Source organism: Halorhabdus sp. CUG00001, from assembly GCF_009797925.1.
Lineage (GTDB): Archaea > Halobacteriota > Halobacteria > Halobacteriales > Haloarculaceae > Halorhabdus.
The window spans coordinates 1,011,640-1,035,738 of the sequence record NZ_VOLB01000001.1 but is presented as its reverse complement, the minus strand read 5'-3'; the positions used below and the strand labels follow the sequence as shown (position 1 = coordinate 1,035,738).

The following is a 24,099-nucleotide window of genomic DNA, read 5'->3' as shown; positions in this document are numbered from 1 at the left end:
GGACCTGTCACCGGTGTGCATCTGCGCGGCCCCGTCCTCGAAGTTGGTGAGTCACAAACCGTCAGTACGCAGTACGGCGAGCGCGACCTCGCGGAAGTCTCGATTCGCCCGGACGAGGGGCGTACAGCAGCCCTCACGGTCACGCTGTGGGGAAAGTGGACGGAGACAGCCGACCTGCTCGAACCCGGCATGGAACTGGCTGTCTACGACGCCGACGAGCGCGAGTATCGGGGAGAGAGGACCTACCAGACCGGCGAGGGGACGATGGTCGTCGTCGAACCCGAGTTCATCGTCGACGTGACCGACGTCCGCTCGTGGGTCCAGTGTCCGCGCATGTACTACCTGAACAAACTCTCGGGGACGCCGCTTGCCTATCCCGTCGTCAAGGGGACGATCGTCCACGAGGTCTTTGGCGACTTGCTCCGCGGGCGTGACGTCGAGACAACCGTCGCCGAGCGGGTCGAAGAAGTCGGCCTCGAACTCGGCTTGCTGGGCCGAGATGCCGAGACCGTCCGCGAGGACACACGCGACCATGCTCGTGCGATCGAGGGGTGGCTCCAGCAGGGCCATCTCACCGACGGTGGCCAGCAGACTTTCGGCCCGACCGAAAGCGAGTGGCGCTCGGAACAGACTCTCATCAGCGAGCGCTACGGCCTGAAAGGGCGGGCCGATGCCGTCCGGCGCGGGATGCCCGTCGAACTCAAGACCGGCAAGAACACGAACCGAGAACCCCGGTTCCAGGACAAGATTCAGGCCGCCGCCTACGCGCTCGTCCTCGGTGAACACGGCGAGGAACCGCCCAATACGGGGACGTTGCTCTACACGAAGAACGCGGCCGTCGATCGTAACGAGGAGGGCGGCGATCTCTCGCCGGCCAAGGAGTTCTCGATCGGGTCGGGCCTGCTTGAGTTCGTCGTCCGGACGCGCAACGAGATCGCCGCGATGGAACACGGGCTGGACGTTCCGACTGGCTACGAGGCCGATGCCAAGTGCGAGTACTGCTTCGAGCAGGACACCTGTATGGCAGTTTCGGGACGCCTCGATCAGGAATCGAAGGCCGGCCAAATTGGCAATGCGATTCCCGAGACCGAACGTACGTACTTCCGGCGGCAGTACCGTGCGATCGAGGCAGAACGCCGCGCTGCCCACTGGGAATACGCCAAGCTCTGGCGGCAGGACAAAGCGGAGCGGGCGGCCGCCGATCGTGCGTTGATCGACCTCGAACCGACTGGGCGACGCGAACTCGACGGCGGCCGCTGGGAGTTGCGTGCAAAAGCCACGGGCGCGACCTCGAAGATCCGGGAGGGTGACGTGGTGCTGGCGAGTGACGGCGATCCAATCGGCGGCGACGCGGAACTGGCCCGGGTCCAACGACTGTCCGACGAAATCGTCGTCACGGCTGACGAGCCGGTCGAACTCCGGCGGCTCGATGTCTATCCGTCGGAACTGTCGACCGACCGGATGCTCACGGCCGTCCACGACGCCCTGCTCGGGCAGTCCGATGAGGAGAAAGCCGTCCTCTTTGGCCGCCAAGAACCCACGTTCCGCGACGTCGGAGAGACGTTCGTCGAGAACAATCCGGCCCAGGATCGGGCGGTCCGGCGAGCCGTCGGTGCCGAGGACTTCGCGTTGATCCACGGCCCGCCGGGGACGGGCAAGACCTACACGCTTGCGACGCTCGTCGACGCCCTCGTCGAACGCGGCCAGCGCGTGCTCCTCTCGGCCTTTACCAATCGCGCCGTGGACAACGCCGTCGAGGCACTCCTCGAGCAAGGCGTCTCGGACGTGGTGCGGATGGGGACCGAAACCGGCGTCCGCGACGACCTCCAGCACGTCAGACTCGATCCTGCTGGCGATCCGGACGAGCGGGCAACCACGCTGACGGACGCGCCAGTCGTCGCCGCGACGACGGCGACCTGTGGCTCCCGAATCATGCGCGAACAGGACTTCGACGTGGCCGTCGTCGACGAGGCGGGCCAGTTGACCGAACCCGGCGCGCTGGCGGCTGTCGCCCGCGCCGACCGGTTCGTCCTCGTCGGCGACCACCAGCAACTGCCGCCGGTCGTCCGCAGCGAGGGCGACGTCACTGGAGACGCGGCCGACCTCTCTCAATCGCTGTTCGAACGCCTGATCGACGCCCATCCCGCGGCCGGTGTGCTGCTCGATCGCCAGTACCGGATGGCCCAGCGCATCCAGGCCTACTCCTCGCGGGAGTTCTACGATGGCCAGTTGCGGCCCGCCAACGGTGCGATCGCCGGGCAATCACTCGGCGACCTCGATGGGGCCGATCCGTCCGCGCTGCCCACCAGCCTCCGGGACCGAGTGGCGTTCATCGACCCGGACGGGCGCGCTGAGGGGAATACTAACCCTACGGAAGCCCAAACCGTCGCCGAAACAGTCGACTCGTATCTGGCTGCCGGGCTCGATCCGACGGACGTGGGCGTCATCGCGCCCTACCGTGCCCAGGTGGCCGAGATTGGCCAGCGCGTGCCCGAAGGCGTCACCGTCGATACCGTCGATCGCTTCCAGGGATCCAGCAAAGAGGTGATCGTCGTCTCGTTCGTCGCGACCGGCAGCCTCGAAGGGCCGATTTTCGAGGACTATCGGCGGATCAACGTCGCCCTGACGCGGGCAAAGCGGGCGCTGGTACTGATCGGTGACGCCGACGCCCTCTCGACGGACGAGCGGTACGGTCGGATGGTCGCGTGGGCACGTGGCGATTAAGTTGGCCACGCAGCGTTTCGTCCGCCACCCAGACCGACAGCGGCAAGGCTGACGACGGTCAACACAGCCCGTGACGGTCGAATCAGACGGGCCGACGGTTGCTGGCAAGTGTGTGCCCGAACCGGCAGCACTCTCGGCCGCGAGCGAGCGCGGGTTCGACGCCGTCGAACTGTATCTCGAACGCCCCCATCTCGACGCATTCGAGGAGACGCTGGCGGCCGTACGGGACTCGCCGGTGACTGCTGTCTCGGTCCATACACCCCACGTGGGACTCGACGAAACGGACTATTACCGACTGGCTGATCGTCTCGCGGTCGAACTGGCTGCCTATCTCGTGTTGCACTCTAAGCGCGTCTTGCAGGTGTTTGTGCCGACAGTCGAGGAAATTGGCTTTTCGGCCCCACACGGCCACGAGAACAACACCGGCGCGAGCGCCCTGCACCTTGAGGAGATGATCCTTTCCCCCGGCAACGAACTGGTGCTGGATACGGCCCATCTCTACATGGCCGAACGTGAGTACCAGCGCGCGCTCGATCGGCTCCTCTCGACCTATCCCGACCAGATCGGCGTCGTTCACTTGACCGACGGCACGCGCCGGAACGATGGACTCTCCTTTGGCGACGGTACGATTGATCTGGGCGAGACGATCCGGACGATTCAGGCGTCGGTGTTCGACGGCCCCATCGTTCTCGAAGTGATGCCCGACGAGCAGGCTGCCGCCAATCAGGTGTTTCAGGGCCACTGGTCGGACTAGCGGGCAGACACTACGAGGGACGGCCCCATCGGTGGGCAATTCCTATGAAGCTCGCCGACTATCTTCGACCGAACAGATGCCATTCGAAGTCCCCCACGGAGACGACTACCTTGCGGTTGATCTCCCCGACTGTGACGTAACGATCGCTGAACTACCCGGCGGTGAACCCGTCGACGTCCGCGAGGCGGCCGAAGCCGCCGTGGCCGATCCACACGGGCCACCGCTCGCCGAACGCGCCGACCCGGACGACGAGGTGGCGATCGTCGTCACGGACGTGACCCGCGACGCGCCGGACGGCGTCATGGTGGACGTCCTCTTCGAGGAACTGCACGCGGCGGGTGTCGATCGCGACCAGGTGCGAATCGTCCTCGGCCTGGGGCTCCATCGCCCGATGGACCACGCGGAGATCGAAGCCGAACTCGGTGAGTACGCCGCACTCGCGGAGAACCACGATCCCGACGATACTGTCACCGTCGGGGAAGTCAACGACGTCCCGATCGAGATCTACCGCCCCGTCGCCGAGGCCGATCTGGTACTCACGACGGGCCAGAGCGAACCCCACCAGTACGCGGGCTTTTCCGGCGGGGCCAAAACCGTTGTCATCGGCGCTGGCGGCGAATCGTTCATCAAGTACACGCACGGCCCGGAGATGCTCAGCCAGGACGACGTTAAACTGGGCAAGATCGACGGCAACCCCTTCCGGGAAGCCGTCGAGGAGGCCGGCCAGATGCTCGGCCTCGATTTCTGTCTGAACGTCACGCCCGGGCCGGATGGCTTCCTGGACGCGGCAGCAGGTGACTCGGGTGCGGTCGTTCGCGACCTGGCCGAGACCGCCCGCGAAGCATTGGCCTTCGAGGTCGACGAGCAATACGATGTCGTCGTCTCCGGCGTCGGCGCGCCCAAGGACGCCCAACTGTACCAGACGACGCGGGGGATCACTTACGTCGTCCTCTCGGACGGTGCGCCAGTCAAGGAGGGCGGTCGCGTCGTCGTGCCCGCCGTACTCGACGAGGGCTATGGCGCGGGCCGCGGCGAGGAACGCTTCTACGAGTGGCTCTCGGGGGCCGAGGATGCCGAATCGTGCTACCAGGCCATGCTAGAGGGGTACGAACCCGGCGCTCAGCGTGGGTTCGTCACAGTCCGGTCGCTCCGCCATGGTGACGCCTACATCACGAACAGTGAGGACCCCGAACTCGTCGAGGACTGTCTCATGAACGCGGCAGCGACGGTCGAAGACGCGATCGAACCCGGGAGCGACGTGCTCGTCGTGCCCAAAGCGCCCAAAACGTTGCTCGTCTGACGGCCCCGGCAAGTCACAGGACTCTCGGGACGGGTGGACGAACTGTTTCCGTTGTCGTCGCCAAGTGCGGAGAGAAGACGCGGTAGTTAGTCCGAGACGGCCTGATCTTGTTGTTCAGTGCCGTCCTCAGTCGTCAGTTCGTAGAGGTTCTGCCGGGCGTCTGCGAAGTAGACGTCCTCGGAGACGACGTCGACTTCTTCGAGTCGTTCGAGGGCGTACCGGACTGTGCGGGCCGAGAGCATCGATTCCTCGACGATCCCCTTCTGGGTTAGTGGCCCCTTGTACTCGAGGACCTTGTAGACGAGTTTTGCGCTCGGCGGGAGGTCTTCGATCCCCTCTCCGTCGGATTCAGCCATTGAAGTCCATTCGGGACGCCGGCCGTATAAAGATTGAGGAGTCAGATCGCTGGCTTACCGGGCAGTACTGTCGGGACTGGAGCCATGTAGCAGGCCTGGATCGCCGAACGAACGCCTTTTTAGCCCGGGTGGCCGACTTTGGGGTATGGCTACCGAACAGACGCGACAACTGACCGGTCACGTAAAGAGCGTGACTGTGACGGCCCTGACTGCCGTGATGGGGGTCCTGGCCGGGCTGGCCTCGGACGTGATGGGACTTGCTGCAACGGAGAATACGGCGCTTGGACTGCTCGCTGGCGCGATCATCGTCCAATTACCGGTCTTGCAGGTCGCCGGGGTCGACATCGGTGAGTTCTCGACGAAGGATTATCTCTACATCGCCTTCATGACGTTCTCGATGTGGTTCGTCACGTGGTCGATCCTGCTGACGTCTGCCCCCGCCTAATTCCTGGAGGATTTGATACATGGCTGAAGATTCTATCGCCGTCGTCGACCTTGATCGCTGTCAGCCCGACCGCTGTAACTACGAGTGTGCCAACTTCTGTCCGCCAAACCGGACGGGCAAAGAGTGCATCGTCACGCGAGAGGAACGGTTCGAAGAAGGCGACCCCTACAGTGGCGGGGCCGATCAGGTCTGGATCAGTGAGGAGATCTGTCTCGGCGAATCCTGTGGTATTTGCGTCGAGAAGTGCCCGTTCGACGCTATCGAGATCATCAACCTGCCACAGGAACTCGATGACAACCCCGTCCACCGCTACGGAGAGAATGCCTTTGCGCTGTACGGACTCCCGGCCCCCGAACCAGGGCGCGTAACGGGGATTTTGGGACCGAACGGAATCGGGAAGACGACCGCGGTGCGCATGCTTGCCGACGAACTGACACCGAATCTGGGCCAGTTCGAGGAGTCCCCGGAGTGGGACGCAGTGCTCGATGCCTACCGCGGAACGGCCCTGCAGGATTACCTCGAATCCCTGCTGGACGGTGACGTCACGGTCGCCCGGAAACCACAGTACGTCGACCAGATCCCCGAGCAGTTCGACGGAACGACCCGGCAGTTGCTCGAACGCACCGACGAGCGCGGTGTCTTGGACGACCTGATCGAGCGCGTGGGCATCGGCCCCGTCGTCGATCAAGACATCGATACGCTCTCGGGTGGGGAACTTCAGCGGGTCGCCCTCGTGGCGGCTGTCGCCCGCGATGCTGACTTCTACTTCCTAGACGAAGTGTCACCGTACCTTGATATCGGTCAGCGGATGACTGCCGCCCGGCTGATTCAGGAACTCGCCGAAGAGGAAAACCGCTCGGTGCTGGTCGTCGAACACGACCTCGCTATTCTGGACCTGCTCGCCGACGCTATCCACGTCGGCTACGGCCGGCCAGGTGCCTTCGGTGTCATCACCGACCCCAAATCCGTCAAAAGTGGGATCAACGAGTACCTCGCGGGCTATCTGGAAAACGAGAACATGCGCATCCGCGAGGAGGCCATCGAGTTCGAGGAGCACGCCCCTCGATCGGTCAGTACCGGTGATACGGTCATCGAGTACCCGGCCTTAGAGAAGAGCTACGGCGAAGGCGAGTTCTCGCTTGCCGTCGAGTCGGGACAGATTCGGGAGAGCGAGGTGCTCGGCGTCGTCGGCCCGAACGGGATCGGGAAGTCCACCTTCGCGAAGCTGCTGGCCGGCCGCCTCGAATCGGACGCCGGCGAGATCGACGCCGAACTCGACATCTCGTATAAACCCCAATACGTCGAGGTCGACCAGCCGATGCGCGTCGACGCCTTTCTCTCCTCGATCGCCGAGGACTTTGGGACCTCTTACTGGAACACCGAGATCGCCCAGCCACTCCAGCTCGAGGAGATCATGGAGCAGCAACTCACCGATCTCTCTGGCGGGGAGCGCCAGCGCGTGGCGATCGCGGCCTGCCTCTCGCGGGACGCCGATCTCTACCTGCTGGATGAACCAAGCGCTCACCTCGACGTCGAACAGCGCGTCCTGGCGACCACCGCGATCCGCCGCTATGCCGAGAACCACGACGCGACGGCCATGGTCATCGATCACGACATCTACATGATCGACCTGCTGGCCGATCGCCTGCTGGTCTTCGACGGCGAACCGGCGGTTTCGGGCCACGCCAGCACGCCCCAGTCGATGCGGGACGGGATGAACGACTTCCTGAGCAACCTCGACATCACGTTCCGCCGGGACGAGCGCACGTCCCGACCACGGATCAACAAACCGGAGAGTCAGCTCGATCGCGAGCAAAAGCAGGCCGGCGAGTACTATTACGCCCCCGAGTAACCAGCGACGACTTTCTTGGTCGGCTTGTCCGGCCGATCCCGCTTCTCGGATGGCAGCTCGCTGCCCACAGCTAAATGAGAAATTTTATTCGATGATGTCAAAACACTCATTATATGGCTGGAATGTCACTCGGGCAGAAAGCGATCGCCGTGTTTGTGACGGTACTGTTGAACGTCGTCCTGTTCGTTTTCGGCGGGTTCCTGGGGATTTTGTTCCTGATTCCGTCGATACTCCTCGTGGGGACCCTTCTCGTCCGTTTTTGAGATGGACTGGCGGAGACTCCATCGCCGCGTCGCGTCCGTCCCGTTTCTCCGGGGCATAGCCCCATATCTTGGACTCTCGACCGTCATCTTCGCGTTCCTGATTGTGCTTGGGGTCGCTATAGGATTCAAGAACGCGTCTGCCTCACCGCTGCCAGTTGCGCCGTCTTCGGCGAGCGATTTAGAGCCTATCGAGCTGTCGGCTATGGAGCTGTTCGTCCACAATAGCCTCGTCTCACTGCAGGCGATCGGCGGGTTCCTGACGATCGGTGTCGGGACCGTGTACGTGCTTGCCATCAACGGCCTGACGCTCGGGACGGTGCTCGGTGAGGCGACCACCGCGTTCGGGCCAGTGCTGACTGTGGCCTTGCTCGCGCCACACGGCGTGTTCGAAATTCCGGCGATACTGCTCGCCACTGGACTCGGGTTCCGCTGGACTCACGTCATCTGGGCAGTCGCGTCGGGCAGGCAGCGTCTGTTTTCGATCCCCCGTCACGTCCTGCATACAGTTGGGTGGCTGGTGATCACCGCGTTGCTGTTGGCCGTCGGTGCGTTCGTCGAGGCTGAGCTGACGGTCCCCCTGGCTCGAATGCTGGTGTGATTCTCGCACGGAACGAAACCCGCAAGTCCGTCCTCACCGAACGAGTGGCTGATGCACGACTATCACGTGCACACTACCTACTCCGACGGGTCGTTGTTGCCCCGTATGGTCGCCGCCGCCGAGCAGGCAGGCCTGGACGGGCTCGGGCTCGCCGATCACTGTAACGTCTTCGACACCGAAGGGGCGCGCGCCTACCGGGACGCCTTCGGGTTCAACCTGGATCTCACCCACGAGCGCCGTCGCCGGGCGATCGAGCGGTATCGCGACCGGACCGACCTCCGGCTGTACGACGGCGTCGAGATGGACTATCATCCCGACCACGAGGATGCTATCGACGAGTTCCTCGCCGACGCGGCGTTCGACTATGCGATCGGGAGCGTCCACCAACTCGACGGGGCAAACGTCCACGACCGAGAGCACTTCGCCGCGCTCTCGCCCACCCAACGGGAGCGCGCGGTCGAAACGTACGTCGATCGAGTGGTTGGGCTGCTCGACTCGGACCTGTTCGATATCGCGGCCCACATCGATCTCGTCGAGCGCAATCCGGCACTTCGGGGTCTGTTGTCCGAGAACCACTACCGTCGGATCGCCGACGCCGTGGCCGCCTCACAGACTGTCCCCGAGATCAATGCCGGTCGCGTCACCCGGGAGTATGGTGACTTCCATCCAAGTGAGGAGTTTTTCGAGACACTGGTCGATGCCGGCGTCGGGTTCACGATCGGCTCGGACGCACACGAACCCCAAGAACTGCTCGAGTGTACCGACCGACTCGAATCGACCGTCGAGCACAGAGACGTTCCGATCGTCGAACTGGACCTCTGAGGAGCAGTGAACAGGGGTGGCTCCCAGCTTGATTGTCGACCGGCGCGTTCAGTAACGCCGAGACAGCGACGCGACCGAACGCAGGTAGCAAGTTGCAACTATCTTTCACATGGCCAGCATCAATGTCGATCGATCGGGGTAAATAGCGAACTGAATCGAGTGACTATTACCGCGGGACCTGTCACAGACGTGTAGATGACGAGTACTGGGCTCTTAGCACTGGCGGCGAGTCTCCCAATCGTCGTTTCGTTCGTGTTGTTGGCCGGGCTGCGTTGGTCGGCCGCACGATCGATGACTGTCGGCTGGGTGATCGCCGCGGCACTCGGAGTTGGCGTGTGGGGTATGGAAGGCACATGGTTCGCGGCAGCGGCGCTCAAAGGCGTCCTTGGCGCGGTTGATATCATCCTGATCGTCTTCGGGGCCATCTTGTTGATGAACTACCTCGAAGTCGGCGGCTCGATCAGTACGATCCGGTGGTTCTTCCGGCGCATCGAGAGCGACCGGCGCGTCCAGTTGCTGTTGATCGGGCTGGGCTTTGAGACCATCATCGAGGGCGTCGCCGGCTTCGGGACGCCCGGGGCGCTGGCCGCGCCGCTGTTTATCGGCCTGGGCTTTCCGCCGCTTGCGGCGGCGGTGTTCGGACTGTTCTTCAACGCTCCCAACCCGCAGTTCGGGGCCGCGGGGACGCCGATTATCGGTGGGGTCGACCAAGGGATGAGTGCCGAGCTGATCGACGGAAAGAGCATCGAGGCGTTCAAGATGATCGTCGGCCAGTGGACCGGCGTGATGACCGGGCTGACCTTCGTCTTCTGGGGCATCCTCGGCGTCTTCCTCCTGATTTACTGGTTTGGCGACGAGGACGAACGCTCGCTGCGTGGGGCGGCCCGGTCGACGCTCCCAATTCTCCCGTTCGCGCTCGTGTTGGGCGTGATCACTGGCCTCGTCCAGTGGGCTGTTGCGTGGTTCGTCGGCTACTCGTTGCCGGACATCGCCGCCGGGTTCGTGGTGATCGGCGTCGGGATCGTCATGGCGAACGCGAACGTCCTCGTTCCCGAACGCAAGTGGACGTTCCCCGACCGCAGTGGGTGGTCGGATACCTGGCTTGGGGGCCTCGATCTGGCTTCGATCAGCGATGACGAGCCGACCAAGGAGATGCCCGTCTGGCTCGCCTGGACACCGTACCTGCTGGTTGCCGGCTTCCTGCTGGTGACTCGCTGGCCCGGCCTGGGCATCGAGAGTCAGCTCCAGCAGTTCACCATTGGCGTTACTGGCCTGTTGGGTACCGAACTCGGCTGGAACCTGCAGTATCTCTACTTGCCGGGAACGATGCCGTTCATCCCGATCGCACTCGGTACTGGCCTCCTGTACCGACTGGATCTCGAAGGGACTGTCGAGGCCTGGCGGGAATCGATCCGGCAGGTCGCACCGGCAGCGATGACATTGGTTGTCGTGGTCTCACTCACTCAGATCATGCGCCAATCCGCCCAGAATCCCGAGAACATCGCGGGAATGATGCAGGTCCTCTCGGAAGTGCTGGCGACCGCCGCTGGCGGTGCTCTGCCGATGGTCGTCCCGTGGATCGGTGCACTGGGGACGTTCGTCACTGGCTCGAACACGGTCTCTGACATCCTGTTCAATGCCTTGCAGTACAACGCTGCCGAGAACGTCGGCCTCTCGAAAGGGCTAATCGTGGCCATTCAGAACGTCGGCGGCGGGGTCGGGAACATGGTCTCCGTCCAGAACATCGCGGCGATCTGTGGCGTCGTCGGCATCGCTGGCCGGGAAGGGGACATCCTCCGGAAAGTGATCGTCCCGACGGTTATTTTCGCGCTCTTTGCCGGTTCGATCGGCACGCTGTTGGTGTACGTGGTCGCACCCGGTGTGTTCTGAGAACTGCTCTGCTTCGAGGCGCGGCCGACCGCTCAGAGGACGCGCCGCTGGCAACTCCCACAGAGGGTCTGTTCTTTGAGGTCGACCTGCCGGACGCGCGGTGAGAAACTCATGACACAGCGTTTGTTGTCACAGTGTTCGAGACCGAGTGTGTGGCCGATCTCGTGGACGACCTCTTTGCGGACGCGTTCGGCGAACACTTCCCCAGAGGACTTATTCGAGAGGCCGCCGTCCGAGGACGTCTGGAGTCGGTGTGTCGAGATGACGCTACCGCTGCCGTCCAGGTATGCAAGCCCGAACACGTAGTTGCGGTTTCGATAGAACAGGTCTCTGGCAGTAATTGCGACGTTCTTCTCGCCCACGCCCACCCGCTTTGCAAGGTCGATGAACTCTTCGGCACGGTACTGATCACGATCGGGATCGTGCGCGCCGGCGGGGACCGATTGGGCATCGTGGACGCTGACATCACAGTCGAAGACGGAACGCAACCCGGCGGATGCTTCCCGCTTGACGATCGCGGGCAGCTCACCAACCGGCACGATGTCCACGTGCATGGAGATGGATATGATCGGACGAGGCTTAAAAACCTCGCCCTCGAAGACGCCCGCTGGTACAGGGATTGTGCCCAGTCGTGTCTGTCGACGTACACGACCGCGATAGGCGGCAGTCGGAACACCCATTGTCTGTGAGTGCGTCACACCGTGCACGAATGGACACTGATGCGGTTGTCCTCGATGTCGACGGCGTCCTCCTCGATGTCGCGGACTCCTATCGTCGGGCCGTCGTCGAGACGGTCGCCCGAGTGCACGACGAGCGGATCGCTCGATCAGCGCTCCAGCCGTTCAAAGACGCCGGCGGCTTCAACAACGACTGGATGCTGACCGATGCGCTCGCGTTATACGTACTGGCTCGGGCGGAAGGGTTCGAACTGAGCGTCGAGACGTTCACCGATCGCATCGCCGCCTCTGGGGGCGGGTTTAGCGGCGCACAATCCGTCATCGACGATCGCCTGCCTGCTGACGCCCGAGAACGTATCAATACGGCACTCGACCGGGCGTACAACCGTGAGATCTTCCAGCAACTGTATCTCGGGAGCGATCTGTACCGCGAGATCGAGGGCGCAAAACCGGTCCTCGACGAACCGGGGTACATTCACGACGAACCAGTCCTCATCGACCGTGAGACCATCGAGGCCTTGCAGACGCACTTCGACGTCGGTATTTTGACTGGCCGGCCAGCAGCGGAGGCCGACATCGCCCTCGACCGTGCTGGCCTCTCGGTTCCCGACGCCCACCGGTTCACGATGGACGACTGGGAGGCGGGCAAGCCCGACCCCGCCGCTTTGCAGACCCTCGCCGAGCGATTCGACGCCGAGACTGTCGCCTTCGCGGGCGATACCTTAGACGACGTTCGCACGGCTGTCAACGCTGCGGCGGCCGATCACGAGCGCACGTACCACGGGATCGGTGTCCTCACTGGCGGGCTGACTGGCGAAGAGGGGCGTGTGGCATTCGCGGACGCTGGGGCCGAGGCAGTCGTCGAGACGGTCAACGAGTTGCCCGCGTTGCTGGATCCCAGCGGGTGAGGCGTTTTCGGCGCGTGACGCGTCAGTTGCCAATACCGTAGCAGGCTTAACGCCACTCGACCCAATGATGAGATATGCGAGTTGCGATTCTCGGCGGAACCGGTGACGTTGGGGAAGGCCTCGCCCTCCGGTGGGCGCACGACACCGACCACCAGCTTGTCATCGGTTCCCGCGATGCCGAACGAGCCAGGAGCGCTGCGGACGAATACGAGACGGAACTGGCCGACCAGGGCCTGGACGTGACCATCGAGGGACTGGCTAACGAAGCGGCCGTGACGGGTGCCGACGTGGTTGTCACAGCGGTCCCGGCTTACCACCTCGTCGAGACGATCGAAGCCGTCAGAGACGATCTCGCAGCTGGGACGGTACTGGTCAGTCCGGCCGTGGGGATGAAACGGGACGAAGCCGGCATGCACTACAACCGGCCGGGTGCCGGCAGCGTCACGGCGCTTGCGGCCGACGCTGCGCCGGCAGATGTCCCCGTCGTCGGGGCGTTCCACAACCTGGCTGCCGGCCGGCTGGCAGATCTGGACGCCGAGCTCTCCATCGACGTGTTGCTGGTTGGTAACGACGACGATGCACTGGGGACGGTCGCGTCGCTGACCGAGGCTATCGATGGGCTCCGAGCGTTACACGCCGGTCCCATCGACAACGCGGCCGAGGTCGAGTCAGTGACGCCGCTGTTGATCAATCTGGCCCAGTACAACGACGACCACCACGACGTAGGCGCCCGCTTCGAGTAGGCAGCCACTCGATCTGTTTTAGCCATCTCAGTGACACAGTACAGTGTCGTCGCGTCGCTTGATGCTGACAGCGCTGTCTCCTCGCTCGATGGCCACCAAACGCGGGAAAAGCGGAGTGACGTCGCTACGTGGACGCCTCTTCGAGAGCCGATTCGATATCGTCGGCCTGCGTGACGCCGATGAATCGCTCGACGATGCCGTCGTCGTCTTCGATGATCAGGGTCGGCAGCGACCGCACTTGATACTCGTTGGCGACGTCTTGGTTCTCGTCGACATCGATCTTCTCGAACTCGACGTCCGGCCAGTCGTCTTTGAGGTCTTCGAGGATCGGATCCTGGGTCTTACACGGGCCACACCAGTCTGCTTGAAAGTCCTTGAGAGTGACGGACATGATGCCTACTGTGGTTAGCCGAGGCGGCGAAATAAGGGTTTTCACTGTCCGACTCTCACTGGGCAACTCCCCCTCTACCAGCCGGGGCTGACGTGTCGTAAGCCTTAGGCCGATCGGTGGCGTCCACCACGATATGAGCAGCAACGACGGCGGCGGCCTGATGTCGAGTGCCGGTCTCGTCCGGTATTTCGACGCCGAAGACCGTAACGCAATCACGATCGATCCCAAGACGATTGTCGCCTTTGGTGCACTGTTTGGCGTGCTGGTTATCGTCCTGAACATCGTCGCCTGAGCACCCAAGGGCCACCATTCGCGGTCGACCGCGACGTTTTCAAACGCGCCCTGCCAACCGCGAGCACATGCACTTCGATCCGCGAACCCAGCGGGCACTCCGGGAAGTTGGCCTCTCTACTGAAGACATCCAGACGGCGGCCGAGATCGTCGTCGAAGCGACGGACGAGACGGCCGAGGCGATCGAATCGTTCTTCGAGACTCACCAGCAGGTCGTCTCCGACATGACGATGGCCCACAGCGACGCCGACCACCAGACCCACGTCGTCGAGTATATCGATCTCTACACCCACGCCGACGACATCAGGGGCTATCTCCGGTTCGACGACTGGGGCGTCCCTATCGAGGGCGGTCGCGTCCTCGAAGACGGCAAACTCGTCGAACTCGCCCTCGGCTCGACGGTCAACGACCGGGTTCGGTTCGCGCTCGACACTGACACACTATGACGGCTACTGCGCCATTCACGGTCCAGTGCCGTGGGATCTACGCGACGGCACTCACTGACTTGCTCGTCGCAGACGAGCGATTCGCGGTCGGCTGGCCGTCCGGTCCGATCGCCCGCCGGTTCGACGTCGACTTCGAGACGGCCCCACCCGACGCCTCGATCGTGCCCGACGACGATCGTCTCGGTGTGGGCGTTCTCGGTGACGAGGCAGCCGTCGGCGCGGTCGTCGACCGACTCAGGGTCGCTACAGACACATTGACGTGGGTAGATTCGACCCCGCGGGGGGCTGTCTTCGACGGCGTCGTCACGGACACGCTTGGAAGCGGCGCACTGGTCGATCTTGGCGACGACGAGGCGTTTCTCCCTTACGGCGCGACAGCGGCCCACGTCGAGACCGACGATCGCGTGCGCGTCCAGATCGACCGCCCTGTTGGCCCCTGGAGTGACGCGCGTCCCGAAGTGACGACCCAATTCTCGATTCGGGGCGCGCTCGCGTCGCTAGTGCGTGAGGAATCGACAGCGACGAGTGGTCCCGATTTGCTCGATGTCCTTTCCGTGGAGATCCCCGACGGGTGGCGTGTCTCCTGGGACCGCGAGGCCGACGAGGCTGAGTTCGCGGTGCTCGAAGCCGCTCTCGAACCGCTGCTCGATCGCGCCGAGGATCTCGATCGAGCACTCGCCGAGGCCGACGATCGCACCCGGACGGGCCAGGTGTTCCCAGGGGAGTCGACGACCTGGGTCCAGTTCGGCCGGGCGTCGCGGTTCGAACTCGATTCGCGTCGCCGGGCCGTCACGCCGACGATGCCCGGCCACCACCGCATCAAGGCGGGCGCAGAACAGGCCAGTGCCGCCGTCGATTTCGTCGAGGCGCTCGCCCCCGACTTCGAGGGGTCGTTCCCCTTCGATGTCGTTACTCGTCAGTTCGGCCCGACGGTGGGCGACCGGGTGAGAATTGCCCACGGCAAACCCGACGGCCGGACGATCAGTCTCGGTCGCGGCGAAGTCACCGACCGCGACCCCGATGGAACCGTCCGGGTCGAGCGCGAGATGTCGCCGGGTGGTACCTACGATGGGCTGGGGATCGAACGCCAGGCCGGCGACGTCGCCGTGACGAAACTCACCGAGGGCAAGTGGTGGTATCCGACGGTCTACCGGGGTAACGATGGACAGAAGCGCGGCACGTATGTCAACATCTGTACGCCCGTCGAAGTGTTCCCGGACGAAGTGCGATACGTCGACCTCCACGTCGATGTCGTCAAACACGCCGATGGAACCGTCGAGCGCGTCGACGACGACGAACTCGACGCGGCGGTCGAAGCCGGGCACGTCCCCGAAGCCCTCGCGGCAAAGGCCCGGGACGTCGCCAGCGCCGTCGAAAACGCACTGTGAGCGGTGTCATCGGCCACCGCCTCGCGCCGACCGGGTAATCGACCGTGCTTAGAAGTCGACGCTGAACCCACTGTCGTGATCGCCGCCGTCTCCGGACGGGAGGTTCGGAATCAGCCACGAGAGGAAAGCGTCGGTACTGCGGGTCTGCAACCAGACCGAGCCCTGGCCTTCGAACTCACAGACCAGCCCCTCGCCGCTGAATAGCGTCGACTTGAGGCCACCGACTTTCCGGACATCGAAGCTCGTCGAGCCCTCGAAGGCGACGATGTGGCCAGTGTCGACCGTGTAGGTTTCTCCCGGGTCGAGATCGACGCGCTCGATCGCACCGTAACTCGACAGGAAGGCCCGGCCGGTCCCAGACAGTTCCAACAGGAACAGCCCTTCACCGCCGAAAAACGTCCGTCCGCCGCCAAACTGCGTATCGATGTCGACTCCGGATTGGGCAGCCAGGAACGACCCCGACTGGACGAGCAGACGTTCACTCTGGAGGTCCTTGTCGACGACATCGCCAGGTAGTGGCGGCGCGAGCGTGACGTGGCCCGGCCGCTCGGCGGTGAACGTGTTCATAAAGAACGACTCCCCACCGAAGGCCTTGCGTTTCAGCGAATCGACGATCCCGCCCTGCGCACCGGTTTCGATCTCGATGCCGTCTGTGTGACTGACCATCGCGCCGGCTTCGGCCTGCACTTGCTCGCTCTGGTCGAGTTCGACCGAGAGGAGCGCATACGAGGGCCGATGCTCGATTTCGTGATCCATGTCTTGACCCCTCGGTGGCCTCGTAATTGAATGTGTTCCCGACGACACCGTTTTACTTCGGTACACGGTACCATACACCATGGCGGGGGACAGTTCCTCAGCACCACCGGATGCGACCGAACGGGAGGCATTGCATCGGATCGAACTCGGTATCGAGTGGCTCCACCGGGCACACGGCCACCTGATCGCGTTTCACCACGATACGGGCCACGCGATGGACCACTTCGCGGCTGCAGAGCAGGCATTGCGCGAAGGGGGGCAGACGGACCTTGCCGATACGCTCAGAGACGAGTTGTTGCCCCGGGGTGTCGTCGACGAGGACCGGTGGTCCTACGACGTCGTCGAGGACTTTCAGTCGGGCGTCTACGCTGACCTGCAAGCGTTCGATCGGGCGGCACACGAGGCTGTGGCCGACGGGCGGCGCCACGTCGTCGAGCGACACCAGGAGCAGGCGTGGGCCGAGCGCTCGGAGTAGCTTCTTGCCGAGTTACCTCTCAAAACTCGAAGGTGACGTACAGCCGGTGCCCGTTCGGGCAGGCATTTTCACGCTCTTTGACGCGATCGTCGGCTGGCTCCTCTCGCGGTTCGGGGGCGACCGACCGCACTGTCGAATTCCGGGGCAGTCCCATCTGGAGTTCGGCACCGCAGTCCGGGCAAGCGAGGGTTTCGATGGCCATCACTCTCAGTTCGGTCGCGTTCGTGTTAAATCTCTGGCGAGTGCGCGCTCGTCCGTGCCTAACCAGTTGGGGTGGCGATTGAGGCCACTCCGTGGGTAACCTCGGACTATGGGACAGACTGCAAACACGCACCGCACGTCCGTGGCTCGCCCGTCGGCCGCCGAGCCACTCGTCGTGACGGTCTCACGGGTTGCGCTCGGTGGGATAGCCGCAGCGTTCGTGCTGGCCCACGCTGTCGGGGTCCGACTGGGCATGGAGGCCCAGGCTGCGATCTACCTCTTTGGGATGGTCGCGTTGAACCTCCCCCACGGCGGGTACGAACACTTCAACAATATCCGCCAGCGCGGGTTGAACTTTCAGTGGCAGTACGTCGCCGGCTACCTGGCGCTGATCGGGGCGTTTCTCGCGCTGTTCGTGATTGTGCCGGTGGCTGGACTGGTCCTGGCAATCGTCGTCGCCGTGCTGAAGGGCGGATACGGTGGCGTCCACGTCATGGACGCTGTGACTGGCAGTGGCCATCTCCGCTCGTCCCCGCAGCGACACCTCGCCGCACTGGTCCGTGGCGGTGCGGTCATGGCCGTCCCGATCGTCTTCTGGCCGGGCACGTTCGAGACGTTCAGCTCGTATATGGTCTCGATTTTCGATCCGGGTGCGCTCGGCCAGTTCAGTCACCTCTTTGGGGTGACCCGCCCACTGATCGCCGTCGGATTTGGGGGGCTTGGGGCTGTCCACCTCTCGTGGGGGTATCTTGGCCGTGACGGCAGCGGATCGTGGCTCGTCGACGCCGCCGAGACCCTCTTGTTGATCGGGTACTTCGCGGTCGTCCCGGTGGTCGTGGCGGTCGGGCTGTACTTCCCGCTGTGGTACTCGCTGCGTCAGGTCGGCCGCCACGTCGCCGTCGAGGACGACGTTCCGGCCAACGGCGGGATCCTCTCGGGATCGATCGACAGCGACGACCCTCGCGTCGTGGCGATGACGGCCTGGGGCGTGTTGATCGTCGGGGCCGTCGCGACCGCGACAGTCGTCGGGGCGATCTATCTGGCTGCGACCCGACCGCTGGCCGGCGCACCGCTGCTTGCGGGCGGGGTAGCGTTCTGGAGCATCGCGATCAGTATCATCGCGTTGCCCCACGTGGTCGTCGGATCGTTTTTAGACCAGGGCCGCGGTATCTGGTACGTACCCTAACATGCGCGAGCAATCACCGCTTGCGGGCGAGACGATCGACGTCATCGGCGGCGGCTTCGGCGGCCTCACGACGGCCTGTTACCTGGCCGACGCTGGGGCCGACGTGACCGTCCTCGAACAGCAAGACCGCCTGGGTGGCGCGGCAAACGTGATCGAAGCCGACGGGTTTCGGTTCGACACCGGCCCCTCCTGGTATCTGATGCCGGACGTCTTCGAGCGCTTTTTCGATCACTTCGGCCACGACCCCGAGGACTTCTATACCCTCCACCAACTGGATCCACAATACCGGGTGTTCTATCGCGATAGTGAGCCAGTTCCGGGTGCCGGGACGCTCGACGACGAGGGGATCGACCCGCCTTGTGACTGGGTGACGATCACGCCCGACATCGAGCGGACGCGCCGAACGTTCGCGGCCTACGAGACTGGCGGTGGTGAGGCCTTCGACGCGTATCTGGCGGAGGCCGAACACACCTACGACGTGGGGATGGAGCACTTCGTCTACGAGGATCGCTCTCGCTTCCGTGACCTGATAGACCTCGACGTCGTGCGACTGGGGCCGGGGCTGAAAATGCTCGGGTCGATGCAAGATCACGTTTCCTCGTACGTCGAGAACCCGAAACTCCAGCAACTGCTGCAGTACACGCTCGTGTTTCTGGGCGGTGCGCCCCACAATACGCCGGCGCTGTACAACCTCATGGCTCACGTCGATTTCAACCTCGGCGTCTACTACCCCGATGGCGGGATATACAGCGTCGTGGAGGGGCTGGCCGACCTCGGGAGGCAACTCGGCGTCACGTACCGGACGAACACGGAAGTGGCCGATCTCCAGTCGACGACGACCGGGTTCTCGCTCCAGACCAGCGCGGGCCGGCGCCGGGCCGATCGGGTTGTCTCAAACGCCCCGCAGGCCCACGTCGAGCGCGAGTTACTCTCGCCGGCCAATCGCGACCACGAGCTCGACCACTGGGACGACCAGACCTACGCCCCGTCCGCACTCTTGCTGTATCTCGGCGTCGAGGGCGACGTTGACCCACTCGCCCATCACTCGCTCGTGTTCCCCGACGATTGGGACCCCCACTTCGAGACGATCTTCGAGGATCCGGCCTGGCCCGACGATCCGGCCTACTACCTCGCGGTCCCGTCCCTGACCGACGACGGGGTCGCGCCCGAGGGCCACCACGCTGTGGTGGTCCTGTTGCCGCTCGCCCCCGGCCTCGACGACACGCCGGAGCGCCGCCAGGAGTATCGTGATTTGGTCGTCGACGATCTGGCAGACAACGTTGGCGTCGACATCCGCGATCGGATCGTCTATGAGTCTTCGATGTGTGTCGATGACTTCGCCGAGCGATTGAACTATCCCCAGGGAACGGCACTGGGACTTGCCCACACGCTGTTCCAGACTGGCCCGCTTCGACCCGCCCATCGCGCCAAATCCGTCGACGGACTGTACTACGTTGGCGGGTTCACCTCGCCGGGGATCGGCGTCCCGATGGCGTTTATCAGCGGCCAACACACCGCCGATGCCGTTCTCGAAGACGCCCAGCGAGCGGGTGGGTTGTTGTCGACACTCCGGGCTGCTCGCTGATCGCGACAGCCCCGACCTTTAGGTCGATCGTCCGCCTATACCAGTCCCATGAGCGAGTCAGCCCATGGGCGCCGCTTGCTGCGTGTCGGGAGTACCCCCGACGGCGACCCCTTGCCGGCGGACGTGTTACGTTCCCGGACGGGGAACGTGGTCGTAGACACAGAACGGGACTTCTCTGCTGCGCTCTCGCGGGTCGAATCCGGGGCGGTCGATTGTGTGATCGCCGATCACGCTTCGGATGGGTTCGACGGTCTGTCGCTGCTCGAAGCGATTCGGCGGGAACGGCCGAACTTTCCAGTGTTTTTGCTTCCAGCGACCGAGAGTGGTGCTGTCGCACGACGCGCTGTCAGCGCTGACGTCACGGCGTTTCTCCCCCAATCCTCACCGGAGTTGGTCGATCAAGTACTACAGGCACTCGACGACGCTGTCCCGGAGACTCGCGAGGATCGAGTCAGGATGCCGATCCACGACCGGACCGCGACCGAAGAGCAACGCCTCAAAGAGCGCGCCCTGGACGAGGCACCGGTCGGCATCACGATCGGTGATGCCACCGAACCGGACGAACCGCTCATCTACGTCAACGATTCCTTCGAAGCGATCACCGGCTACGACAAAGAGGAGGCCATCGGTGTCAACTGTCGGTTCCTCCAGGGCGCGGATACCGACGCCGAAACGACCGTCGACATCCGTGAAGCCGTCGAGAATACCGAATCGGTGTCGGCCGAACTGTTGAACTACCGGGCGGACGGTTCGACATTCTGGAACAATCTGGCCATCTCACCGATCCGGGACGACGACGGCAACGTGACGAACTTCGTCGCTTTCCAGCAGGACGTGACCGAACGCAAGGAGGCCGAGGCTGCGATCCGCGAAGAACGAGAAACCCTCCGTCGGCTGCTCGATCGCGTCGAGGGGCTGGTCAGTGACCTCTCGGAGATTCTGGTTCGGGCGGACAATCGGGACGAAATTCACCGGATGACCGTCAGCCGACTCGGCTCGGTCGCGAAGTTCGATCGGGCCTGGATCGGCACGTACGATCCGACCACCCATACCGTCTCCATCGCGGCGCACAACCAGGACCGTCTCGGGGAGCAGACGATCGCACTCGATGCAGACCGTCCGAGCGCCGACCGTCTCGCGGCGACCCTCGAAGCAGACGAGATCCAGCGACTCGAAGACGCGGCGACGCTGGACCCGCCGCTCGGATTCGAATCAGGACAGGCTGGATCGGGTGTCCTCATTCCACTGTCCTACCGCCGGACGACCTACGGCGTCCTCGCGGTGTTCGATGCCGACCCGGAAGCGTTCGACGGGACCGAACGGGCGATCTTGGGGGCGCTTGGCCGGGTGATCGGGGCGGCGATCAACGACGTCCTCAGCAAGCGGACGCTCACGACCGACGTGACGATTACGATCGAAGTCGACCTGCACGATCCATCGCTGTTCCTCGCGGACTTGGCGAGTACGGCGACCGATCCCATCGCCTATCGCGGTACCCAGGTCCACGACGACGGCCGCGTCGCGTTTCTGTTTGCCGTCTCCGCGGCCGACGAGGACACTATCCTCGCGGCCGAGGACCGGTACGAGGCTGTCACGGACGTCTCGGTCCTTTCGAGGGCTGGTGAGCAACTAGTCGTCGAGATCATTACGGCTGGAGCGGAGTTCGTCGATGCGCTCGCAAGCTACGGGGCAAACGTCGGCACTGTCGCCATCGACAGCCAAAGTGTCCGCGTCCGGTTTACGGTTGCGACCGAACAGAACGGCCGGGCGATCGTCGAAGCACTCGAAACAGCCTACGAGGACGTCGAATTGATCGCGTATCACGAGTCCGGAGACGCCAAGCAGGCCCCCCGATCGTTTGCCGAAGCTGTCGAGGCTGACCTCACCGATCGGCAGCTGACGGCGCTGCAAAAAGCCTACACCAGCGGCTTTTTCGAGTGGCCCCGCCAGTGTGAGGGAGAGGATCTCGCGGCGTCGATGGACGTGGTGCCCTCGACGTACTACCAGCACCTCAGAACGGCCGAAAAGAAACTCATGCGAGCGTTCTTCGAAGACGACTGAGATTGCCTGGGCGGGGCCGTCCGCCGTCGCTTTGGTTAGTGCTCTAAATACGACTGCAACGTCGACAGCGTCGCCGTTACTTCCTGTTCGACTCTCGTTTCGACGACGGCGGTCGGGACAGCGTTGAGGACCGCCCTCGGCACTCGAATCGCCATCGCACAGGTTATCCGCGTTCCGTTGCCGGTCGCAGTGAGCCGATACCGGACAGTACCATCGAGTGCGCCCGACAGCGAGCGGACGAGTCGCGTCGGCGGGCGACGCAGGCTGTCGGTCAACTGGCCAGACAGCGTGACGCCGGCGAGTTCGTACTGATAGCGGGTCGCGAAGCCGTCTTCGGGCGGTGTCGCACTGACGGCGACCAGGCCGGGGGTGATTTTCACCTGGTTTCGGGGGTCAGCCAGGAACCCGAACCCCGTCCCGGGGGGCACGCCGACGCAGATTGAAGCTTCGTGTGTAAACACTGGCGATCACCGCTCCGAGGTGGATACGTGGGGGCGATCGGTCGGCGTTTCACAGACAACCCCGGCTCGACCGCCAACACGTACTTCGTCGGTCACTGAGTTGTAACTTGTACCGAACTGGTTTGGTCGCGACTCTCTGGGCACGACTTTCAGTTTTCTCGACAGTTCTCCCCTCGGCGACGGGTTCAGGCCGGCGGTTCAGGACACTATCGAGGCAATCGGTGTCAGACCCCAACTGACTGGGTACGCTTTTGAGCCGTGGTGGGGACATAGTAACACTGCTAGCCATGAGCAATCGAGTACTCGCCGCGACAAATGACTGGCCCCGACAGACAGTGGCCGGCGGTTCGCGTTGTGTGACTCGGGCTGTCTTCTCGGTCCGAGCGGAGGCGATATGGGCCTGACGTACCTGCAGTTTACGCTGTTTTTCGTCGGGCTCCCGATCGTCGGCTTGGCTATTGCCCTGTTTGCCACCCGCCGCGTGCATCCGGCCCAGTTGGCTGGTACGATCGTGTTGCTCGGTGTCGCACTCGTCTATACATTGCCGTGGGACGCCTACCTGATCCGAACGGGTGTCTGGGAGTACGGCTCGATCGTCGTCGGGCACGTCGGCGCCGTCCCCTACGAGGAAGTGCTGTTTATCGGTGGCCAGACGGTCCTGACTGGCTTGTGGACCGCGCTGGTTGTTCGCCCGGACGGTCGTGGGCCGTCCGTGAGGACCCGACAGCGGATCGCCGGCGTCGTTGGCGGGTTGCTCGTCGGTGGGCTTGGACTGCTCGCGTTGACTGTGACGACGTTCCGGTATCTCGGCGCGATCCTGGCCTGGGCGGGACCAGTACTCGCCCTCCAGTGGGGCTTTGGCTGGCCTGTCCTGCTGGCAAAGCGACGCGGCGTCTTGGCCGCACTGGCCGTCCCGACGATATATCTCTGGGTTGCCGATCGGCTGGCGATCGGCCTCGGACTGTGGATGTTCTCACCGACGTACACCACTGGCATCTCGGTACTCGGGCTCCCCATCGAGGAAGCGATGTTCTTCCTGGTGACGAACGTGTTCCTCGTCCAGGGACTGGTCCTGTTCGGCTGGGTCGTCGAACGCGGCGTACTCCCCTCGCTATCGGCGGCTCTCGGTACTGTCCCGGAGCGGACTGAGTGACCCCCAGACCACCGAGACGTCCCACTTGACGCTCGATCCCTTGACGGTCACTCCGCTGAGCGAGCGAACGCCCAGTTCCGGCTCCGCCAGTTATCGAATCGGGCTCTCGCGGGCCGGCCCGGCGGTGGCGCGAAGCTGAGCCCTCGCTCGCGGGCGGTCGGATGCACCGAGCAAGTAACGCCTCGCGCTGGCTGTCTCGCTGTCCCAGTTCGACGTGCCGACTCACACTACAACGGTGTCGCACGATTGTTCGGCGATGGCGGTCACCTCGCCGGGAGCGACCGACCCGACGGGGCGAGCGAATCGCCGGACACGTCCGAGTGTACGGGGTCGACGCCTCTCCGAGTGAGGCGAGTCGTGACCTCGCCAGACG

The 24,099-nt window shown here is 63.8% G+C and carries 25 protein-coding genes; 19 read left to right on the top strand and 6 right to left on the bottom strand.

Features of this window, described 5'->3' with window-relative positions; translation table 11 throughout:
- Positions 1 to 15 precede the first annotated feature (15 nt).
- The 3 genes from FR699_RS05100 to FR699_RS05090 all read left to right on the top strand — a co-directional run bounded on the left by FR699_RS05100 (position 16) and on the right by FR699_RS05090 (position 4,778).
- Positions 16 to 2,724, top strand: coding sequence for an AAA domain-containing protein (locus FR699_RS05100; RefSeq protein WP_158854526.1), 2,709 nt, complete (start codon positions 16 to 18; stop codon positions 2,722 to 2,724).
- 70 nt (positions 2,725 to 2,794) lie between these two features.
- The gene (locus FR699_RS05095) at positions 2,795 to 3,478 is read left to right on the top strand and encodes a sugar phosphate isomerase/epimerase (protein ID WP_154551466.1); all 684 of its coding nucleotides are present in this window, start codon (positions 2,795 to 2,797) and stop codon (positions 3,476 to 3,478) included.
- A gap of 76 nt (positions 3,479 to 3,554) precedes the next feature.
- Positions 3,555 to 4,778, top strand: a complete 1,224-nt coding sequence (locus FR699_RS05090; RefSeq protein WP_158855712.1) for a lactate racemase domain-containing protein — start codon at positions 3,555 to 3,557, stop codon at positions 4,776 to 4,778.
- A gap of 86 nt (positions 4,779 to 4,864) precedes the next feature.
- On the opposite strand, the gene FR699_RS05085 is transcribed toward FR699_RS05090, so the two are convergent.
- A complete protein-coding gene (locus FR699_RS05085; RefSeq protein ID WP_154551468.1) occupies positions 4,865 to 5,134 on the bottom strand; it encodes an ArsR family transcriptional regulator in 270 nt (89 codons plus the stop codon).
- Positions 5,135 to 5,279: 145 nt separating this feature from the next.
- Between FR699_RS05085 and FR699_RS05080 the strand changes: the two genes are divergently transcribed.
- The 6 genes from FR699_RS05080 to FR699_RS05055 all read left to right on the top strand — a co-directional run bounded on the left by FR699_RS05080 (position 5,280) and on the right by FR699_RS05055 (position 11,004).
- Positions 5,280 to 5,579: a hypothetical protein gene (locus FR699_RS05080; RefSeq protein WP_154551469.1), complete on the top strand. Its 300-nt coding sequence runs from the start codon at positions 5,280 to 5,282 to the stop codon at positions 5,577 to 5,579.
- Between the two features lie 19 nt (positions 5,580 to 5,598).
- Positions 5,599 to 7,431, top strand: coding sequence for a ribosome biogenesis/translation initiation ATPase RLI (locus FR699_RS05075; RefSeq protein ID WP_154551470.1), 1,833 nt, complete (start codon positions 5,599 to 5,601; stop codon positions 7,429 to 7,431).
- Positions 7,432 to 7,544: 113 nt separating this feature from the next.
- Positions 7,545 to 7,694: a hypothetical protein gene (locus FR699_RS05070; protein WP_158854524.1), complete on the top strand. Its 150-nt coding sequence runs from the start codon at positions 7,545 to 7,547 to the stop codon at positions 7,692 to 7,694.
- Position 7,695: 1 nt separating this feature from the next.
- Positions 7,696 to 8,292 (top strand): stage II sporulation protein M, encoded by a 597-nt coding sequence (locus tag FR699_RS05065; RefSeq protein WP_158854522.1) that lies wholly within the window; start codon positions 7,696 to 7,698, stop codon positions 8,290 to 8,292.
- A gap of 51 nt (positions 8,293 to 8,343) precedes the next feature.
- A complete protein-coding gene (locus tag FR699_RS05060; protein WP_158854520.1) occupies positions 8,344 to 9,114 on the top strand; it encodes a PHP domain-containing protein in 771 nt (256 codons plus the stop codon).
- A gap of 195 nt (positions 9,115 to 9,309) precedes the next feature.
- Positions 9,310 to 11,004: an L-lactate permease gene (locus FR699_RS05055; RefSeq protein ID WP_158854518.1), complete on the top strand. Its 1,695-nt coding sequence runs from the start codon at positions 9,310 to 9,312 to the stop codon at positions 11,002 to 11,004.
- 32 nt (positions 11,005 to 11,036) lie between these two features.
- Here FR699_RS05055 and FR699_RS05050 read toward each other — a convergent pair whose 3' ends face one another.
- On the bottom strand, positions 11,037 to 11,558 hold the full coding sequence (locus tag FR699_RS05050; RefSeq protein WP_154551473.1) for an archaemetzincin family Zn-dependent metalloprotease: 522 nt from the start codon (positions 11,556 to 11,558) through the stop codon (positions 11,037 to 11,039).
- A gap of 155 nt (positions 11,559 to 11,713) precedes the next feature.
- Here FR699_RS05050 and FR699_RS05045 point away from each other — a divergent pair, with 155 nt between their 5' ends.
- Entirely contained in the window at positions 11,714 to 12,589 is an 876-nt protein-coding gene (locus tag FR699_RS05045; protein ID WP_158854516.1) for a TIGR01548 family HAD-type hydrolase, read from the top strand.
- A gap of 74 nt (positions 12,590 to 12,663) precedes the next feature.
- A complete protein-coding gene (gene npdG / locus FR699_RS05040) occupies positions 12,664 to 13,332 on the top strand; it encodes an NADPH-dependent F420 reductase (protein ID WP_154551475.1) in 669 nt (222 codons plus the stop codon).
- A 124-nt stretch (positions 13,333 to 13,456) separates the two neighbouring features.
- Here npdG and FR699_RS05035 read toward each other — a convergent pair whose 3' ends face one another.
- Complete coding sequence (locus tag FR699_RS05035) at positions 13,457 to 13,723, bottom strand: co-chaperone YbbN (RefSeq protein WP_154551476.1); 267 nt, start codon at positions 13,721 to 13,723, stop codon at positions 13,457 to 13,459.
- Positions 13,724 to 13,856: 133 nt separating this feature from the next.
- Between FR699_RS05035 and FR699_RS05030 the strand changes: the two genes are divergently transcribed.
- From FR699_RS05030 to FR699_RS05020, 3 genes are all read left to right on the top strand, one after another.
- Complete coding sequence (locus FR699_RS05030; RefSeq protein ID WP_154551477.1) at positions 13,857 to 14,015, top strand: preprotein translocase subunit Sec61beta; 159 nt, start codon at positions 13,857 to 13,859, stop codon at positions 14,013 to 14,015.
- Positions 14,016 to 14,082: 67 nt separating this feature from the next.
- Positions 14,083 to 14,460, top strand: coding sequence for a hypothetical protein (locus tag FR699_RS05025; RefSeq protein WP_154551478.1), 378 nt, complete (start codon positions 14,083 to 14,085; stop codon positions 14,458 to 14,460).
- A complete protein-coding gene (locus tag FR699_RS05020) occupies positions 14,457 to 15,848 on the top strand; it encodes a DUF402 domain-containing protein (RefSeq protein ID WP_158854514.1) in 1,392 nt (463 codons plus the stop codon). Before FR699_RS05025 ends, FR699_RS05020 begins: the two co-directional genes overlap by 4 nt.
- A gap of 48 nt (positions 15,849 to 15,896) precedes the next feature.
- Here the strand turns inward: FR699_RS05020 and FR699_RS05015 are convergent, their stop codons facing one another.
- Positions 15,897 to 16,604, bottom strand: a complete 708-nt coding sequence (locus FR699_RS05015; protein WP_154551479.1) for a TIGR00266 family protein — start codon at positions 16,602 to 16,604, stop codon at positions 15,897 to 15,899.
- 79 nt (positions 16,605 to 16,683) lie between these two features.
- On the opposite strand from FR699_RS05015, the gene FR699_RS05010 reads away from it, so the two are divergent.
- Positions 16,684 to 17,079 carry a hypothetical protein gene (locus FR699_RS05010; RefSeq protein WP_154551480.1) on the top strand — a complete coding sequence of 132 codons (396 nt, stop codon included), beginning with the start codon at positions 16,684 to 16,686 and terminating at the stop codon, positions 17,077 to 17,079.
- Positions 17,080 to 17,098: 19 nt separating this feature from the next.
- On the opposite strand, the gene brz is transcribed toward FR699_RS05010, so the two are convergent.
- Complete coding sequence (brz, locus tag FR699_RS05005) at positions 17,099 to 17,281, bottom strand: transcriptional regulator Brz (protein ID WP_158854512.1); 183 nt, start codon at positions 17,279 to 17,281, stop codon at positions 17,099 to 17,101.
- Positions 17,282 to 17,389: 108 nt separating this feature from the next.
- Between brz and FR699_RS05000 the strand changes: the two genes are divergently transcribed.
- From FR699_RS05000 to FR699_RS04990, 3 genes are read left to right on the top strand one after another with little or no spacing between them, the layout of a single operon-like run.
- On the top strand, positions 17,390 to 18,466 hold the full coding sequence (locus FR699_RS05000; protein WP_158854510.1) for a Brp/Blh family beta-carotene 15,15'-dioxygenase: 1,077 nt from the start codon (positions 17,390 to 17,392) through the stop codon (positions 18,464 to 18,466).
- Between the two features lies 1 nt (position 18,467).
- Complete coding sequence (locus FR699_RS04995) at positions 18,468 to 20,051, top strand: NAD(P)/FAD-dependent oxidoreductase (RefSeq protein WP_158854508.1); 1,584 nt, start codon at positions 18,468 to 18,470, stop codon at positions 20,049 to 20,051.
- A 48-nt stretch (positions 20,052 to 20,099) separates the two neighbouring features.
- Entirely contained in the window at positions 20,100 to 22,112 is a 2,013-nt protein-coding gene (locus tag FR699_RS04990) for a bacterio-opsin activator domain-containing protein (RefSeq protein ID WP_154551484.1), read from the top strand.
- A gap of 35 nt (positions 22,113 to 22,147) precedes the next feature.
- Here FR699_RS04990 and FR699_RS04985 read toward each other — a convergent pair whose 3' ends face one another.
- On the bottom strand, positions 22,148 to 22,573 hold the full coding sequence (locus FR699_RS04985) for an SRPBCC family protein (protein ID WP_255470252.1): 426 nt from the start codon (positions 22,571 to 22,573) through the stop codon (positions 22,148 to 22,150).
- Positions 22,574 to 22,967: 394 nt separating this feature from the next.
- Here FR699_RS04985 and FR699_RS04980 point away from each other — a divergent pair, with 394 nt between their 5' ends.
- The gene (locus tag FR699_RS04980) at positions 22,968 to 23,726 is read left to right on the top strand and encodes a lycopene cyclase domain-containing protein (RefSeq protein ID WP_154551486.1); all 759 of its coding nucleotides are present in this window, start codon (positions 22,968 to 22,970) and stop codon (positions 23,724 to 23,726) included.
- Positions 23,727 to 24,099: the final 373 nt, after the last annotated feature.

What these genes read in the sequence shown, in the direction of transcription:
- FR699_RS05090 (WP_158855712.1), top strand. Translation starts at nt 3,555, where the DNA reads ATGCCATTCGAAGTCCCCCACGGAGACGACTACCTTGCGGTTGATCTC.
- FR699_RS05085 (WP_154551468.1), bottom strand. Translation starts at nt 5,134, where the DNA reads ATGGCTGAATCCGACGGAGAGGGGATCGAAGACCTCCCGCCGAGCGCA.
- FR699_RS05080 (WP_154551469.1), top strand. Translation starts at nt 5,280, where the DNA reads ATGGCTACCGAACAGACGCGACAACTGACCGGTCACGTAAAGAGCGTG.
- FR699_RS05075 (WP_154551470.1), top strand. Translation starts at nt 5,599, where the DNA reads ATGGCTGAAGATTCTATCGCCGTCGTCGACCTTGATCGCTGTCAGCCC.
- FR699_RS05070 (WP_158854524.1), top strand. Translation starts at nt 7,545, where the DNA reads ATGGCTGGAATGTCACTCGGGCAGAAAGCGATCGCCGTGTTTGTGACG.
- FR699_RS05065 (WP_158854522.1), top strand. Translation starts at nt 7,696, where the DNA reads ATGGACTGGCGGAGACTCCATCGCCGCGTCGCGTCCGTCCCGTTTCTC.
- FR699_RS05060 (WP_158854520.1), top strand. Translation starts at nt 8,344, where the DNA reads ATGCACGACTATCACGTGCACACTACCTACTCCGACGGGTCGTTGTTG.
- FR699_RS05055 (WP_158854518.1), top strand. Translation starts at nt 9,310, where the DNA reads ATGACGAGTACTGGGCTCTTAGCACTGGCGGCGAGTCTCCCAATCGTC.
- FR699_RS05050 (WP_154551473.1), bottom strand. Translation starts at nt 11,558, where the DNA reads ATGCACGTGGACATCGTGCCGGTTGGTGAGCTGCCCGCGATCGTCAAG.
- FR699_RS05045 (WP_158854516.1), top strand. Translation starts at nt 11,714, where the DNA reads ATGGACACTGATGCGGTTGTCCTCGATGTCGACGGCGTCCTCCTCGAT.
- npdG (WP_154551475.1), top strand. Translation starts at nt 12,664, where the DNA reads ATGCGAGTTGCGATTCTCGGCGGAACCGGTGACGTTGGGGAAGGCCTC.
- FR699_RS05035 (WP_154551476.1), bottom strand. Translation starts at nt 13,723, where the DNA reads ATGTCCGTCACTCTCAAGGACTTTCAAGCAGACTGGTGTGGCCCGTGT.
- FR699_RS05030 (WP_154551477.1), top strand. Translation starts at nt 13,857, where the DNA reads ATGAGCAGCAACGACGGCGGCGGCCTGATGTCGAGTGCCGGTCTCGTC.
- FR699_RS05025 (WP_154551478.1), top strand. Translation starts at nt 14,083, where the DNA reads ATGCACTTCGATCCGCGAACCCAGCGGGCACTCCGGGAAGTTGGCCTC.
- FR699_RS05020 (WP_158854514.1), top strand. Translation starts at nt 14,457, where the DNA reads ATGACGGCTACTGCGCCATTCACGGTCCAGTGCCGTGGGATCTACGCG.
- FR699_RS05015 (WP_154551479.1), bottom strand. Translation starts at nt 16,604, where the DNA reads ATGGATCACGAAATCGAGCATCGGCCCTCGTATGCGCTCCTCTCGGTC.
- FR699_RS05010 (WP_154551480.1), top strand. Translation starts at nt 16,684, where the DNA reads ATGGCGGGGGACAGTTCCTCAGCACCACCGGATGCGACCGAACGGGAG.
- brz (WP_158854512.1), bottom strand. Translation starts at nt 17,281, where the DNA reads ATGGCCATCGAAACCCTCGCTTGCCCGGACTGCGGTGCCGAACTCCAG.
- FR699_RS05000 (WP_158854510.1), top strand. Translation starts at nt 17,390, where the DNA reads ATGGGACAGACTGCAAACACGCACCGCACGTCCGTGGCTCGCCCGTCG.
- FR699_RS04995 (WP_158854508.1), top strand. Translation starts at nt 18,468, where the DNA reads ATGCGCGAGCAATCACCGCTTGCGGGCGAGACGATCGACGTCATCGGC.
- FR699_RS04990 (WP_154551484.1), top strand. Translation starts at nt 20,100, where the DNA reads ATGAGCGAGTCAGCCCATGGGCGCCGCTTGCTGCGTGTCGGGAGTACC.
- FR699_RS04980 (WP_154551486.1), top strand. Translation starts at nt 22,968, where the DNA reads ATGGGCCTGACGTACCTGCAGTTTACGCTGTTTTTCGTCGGGCTCCCG.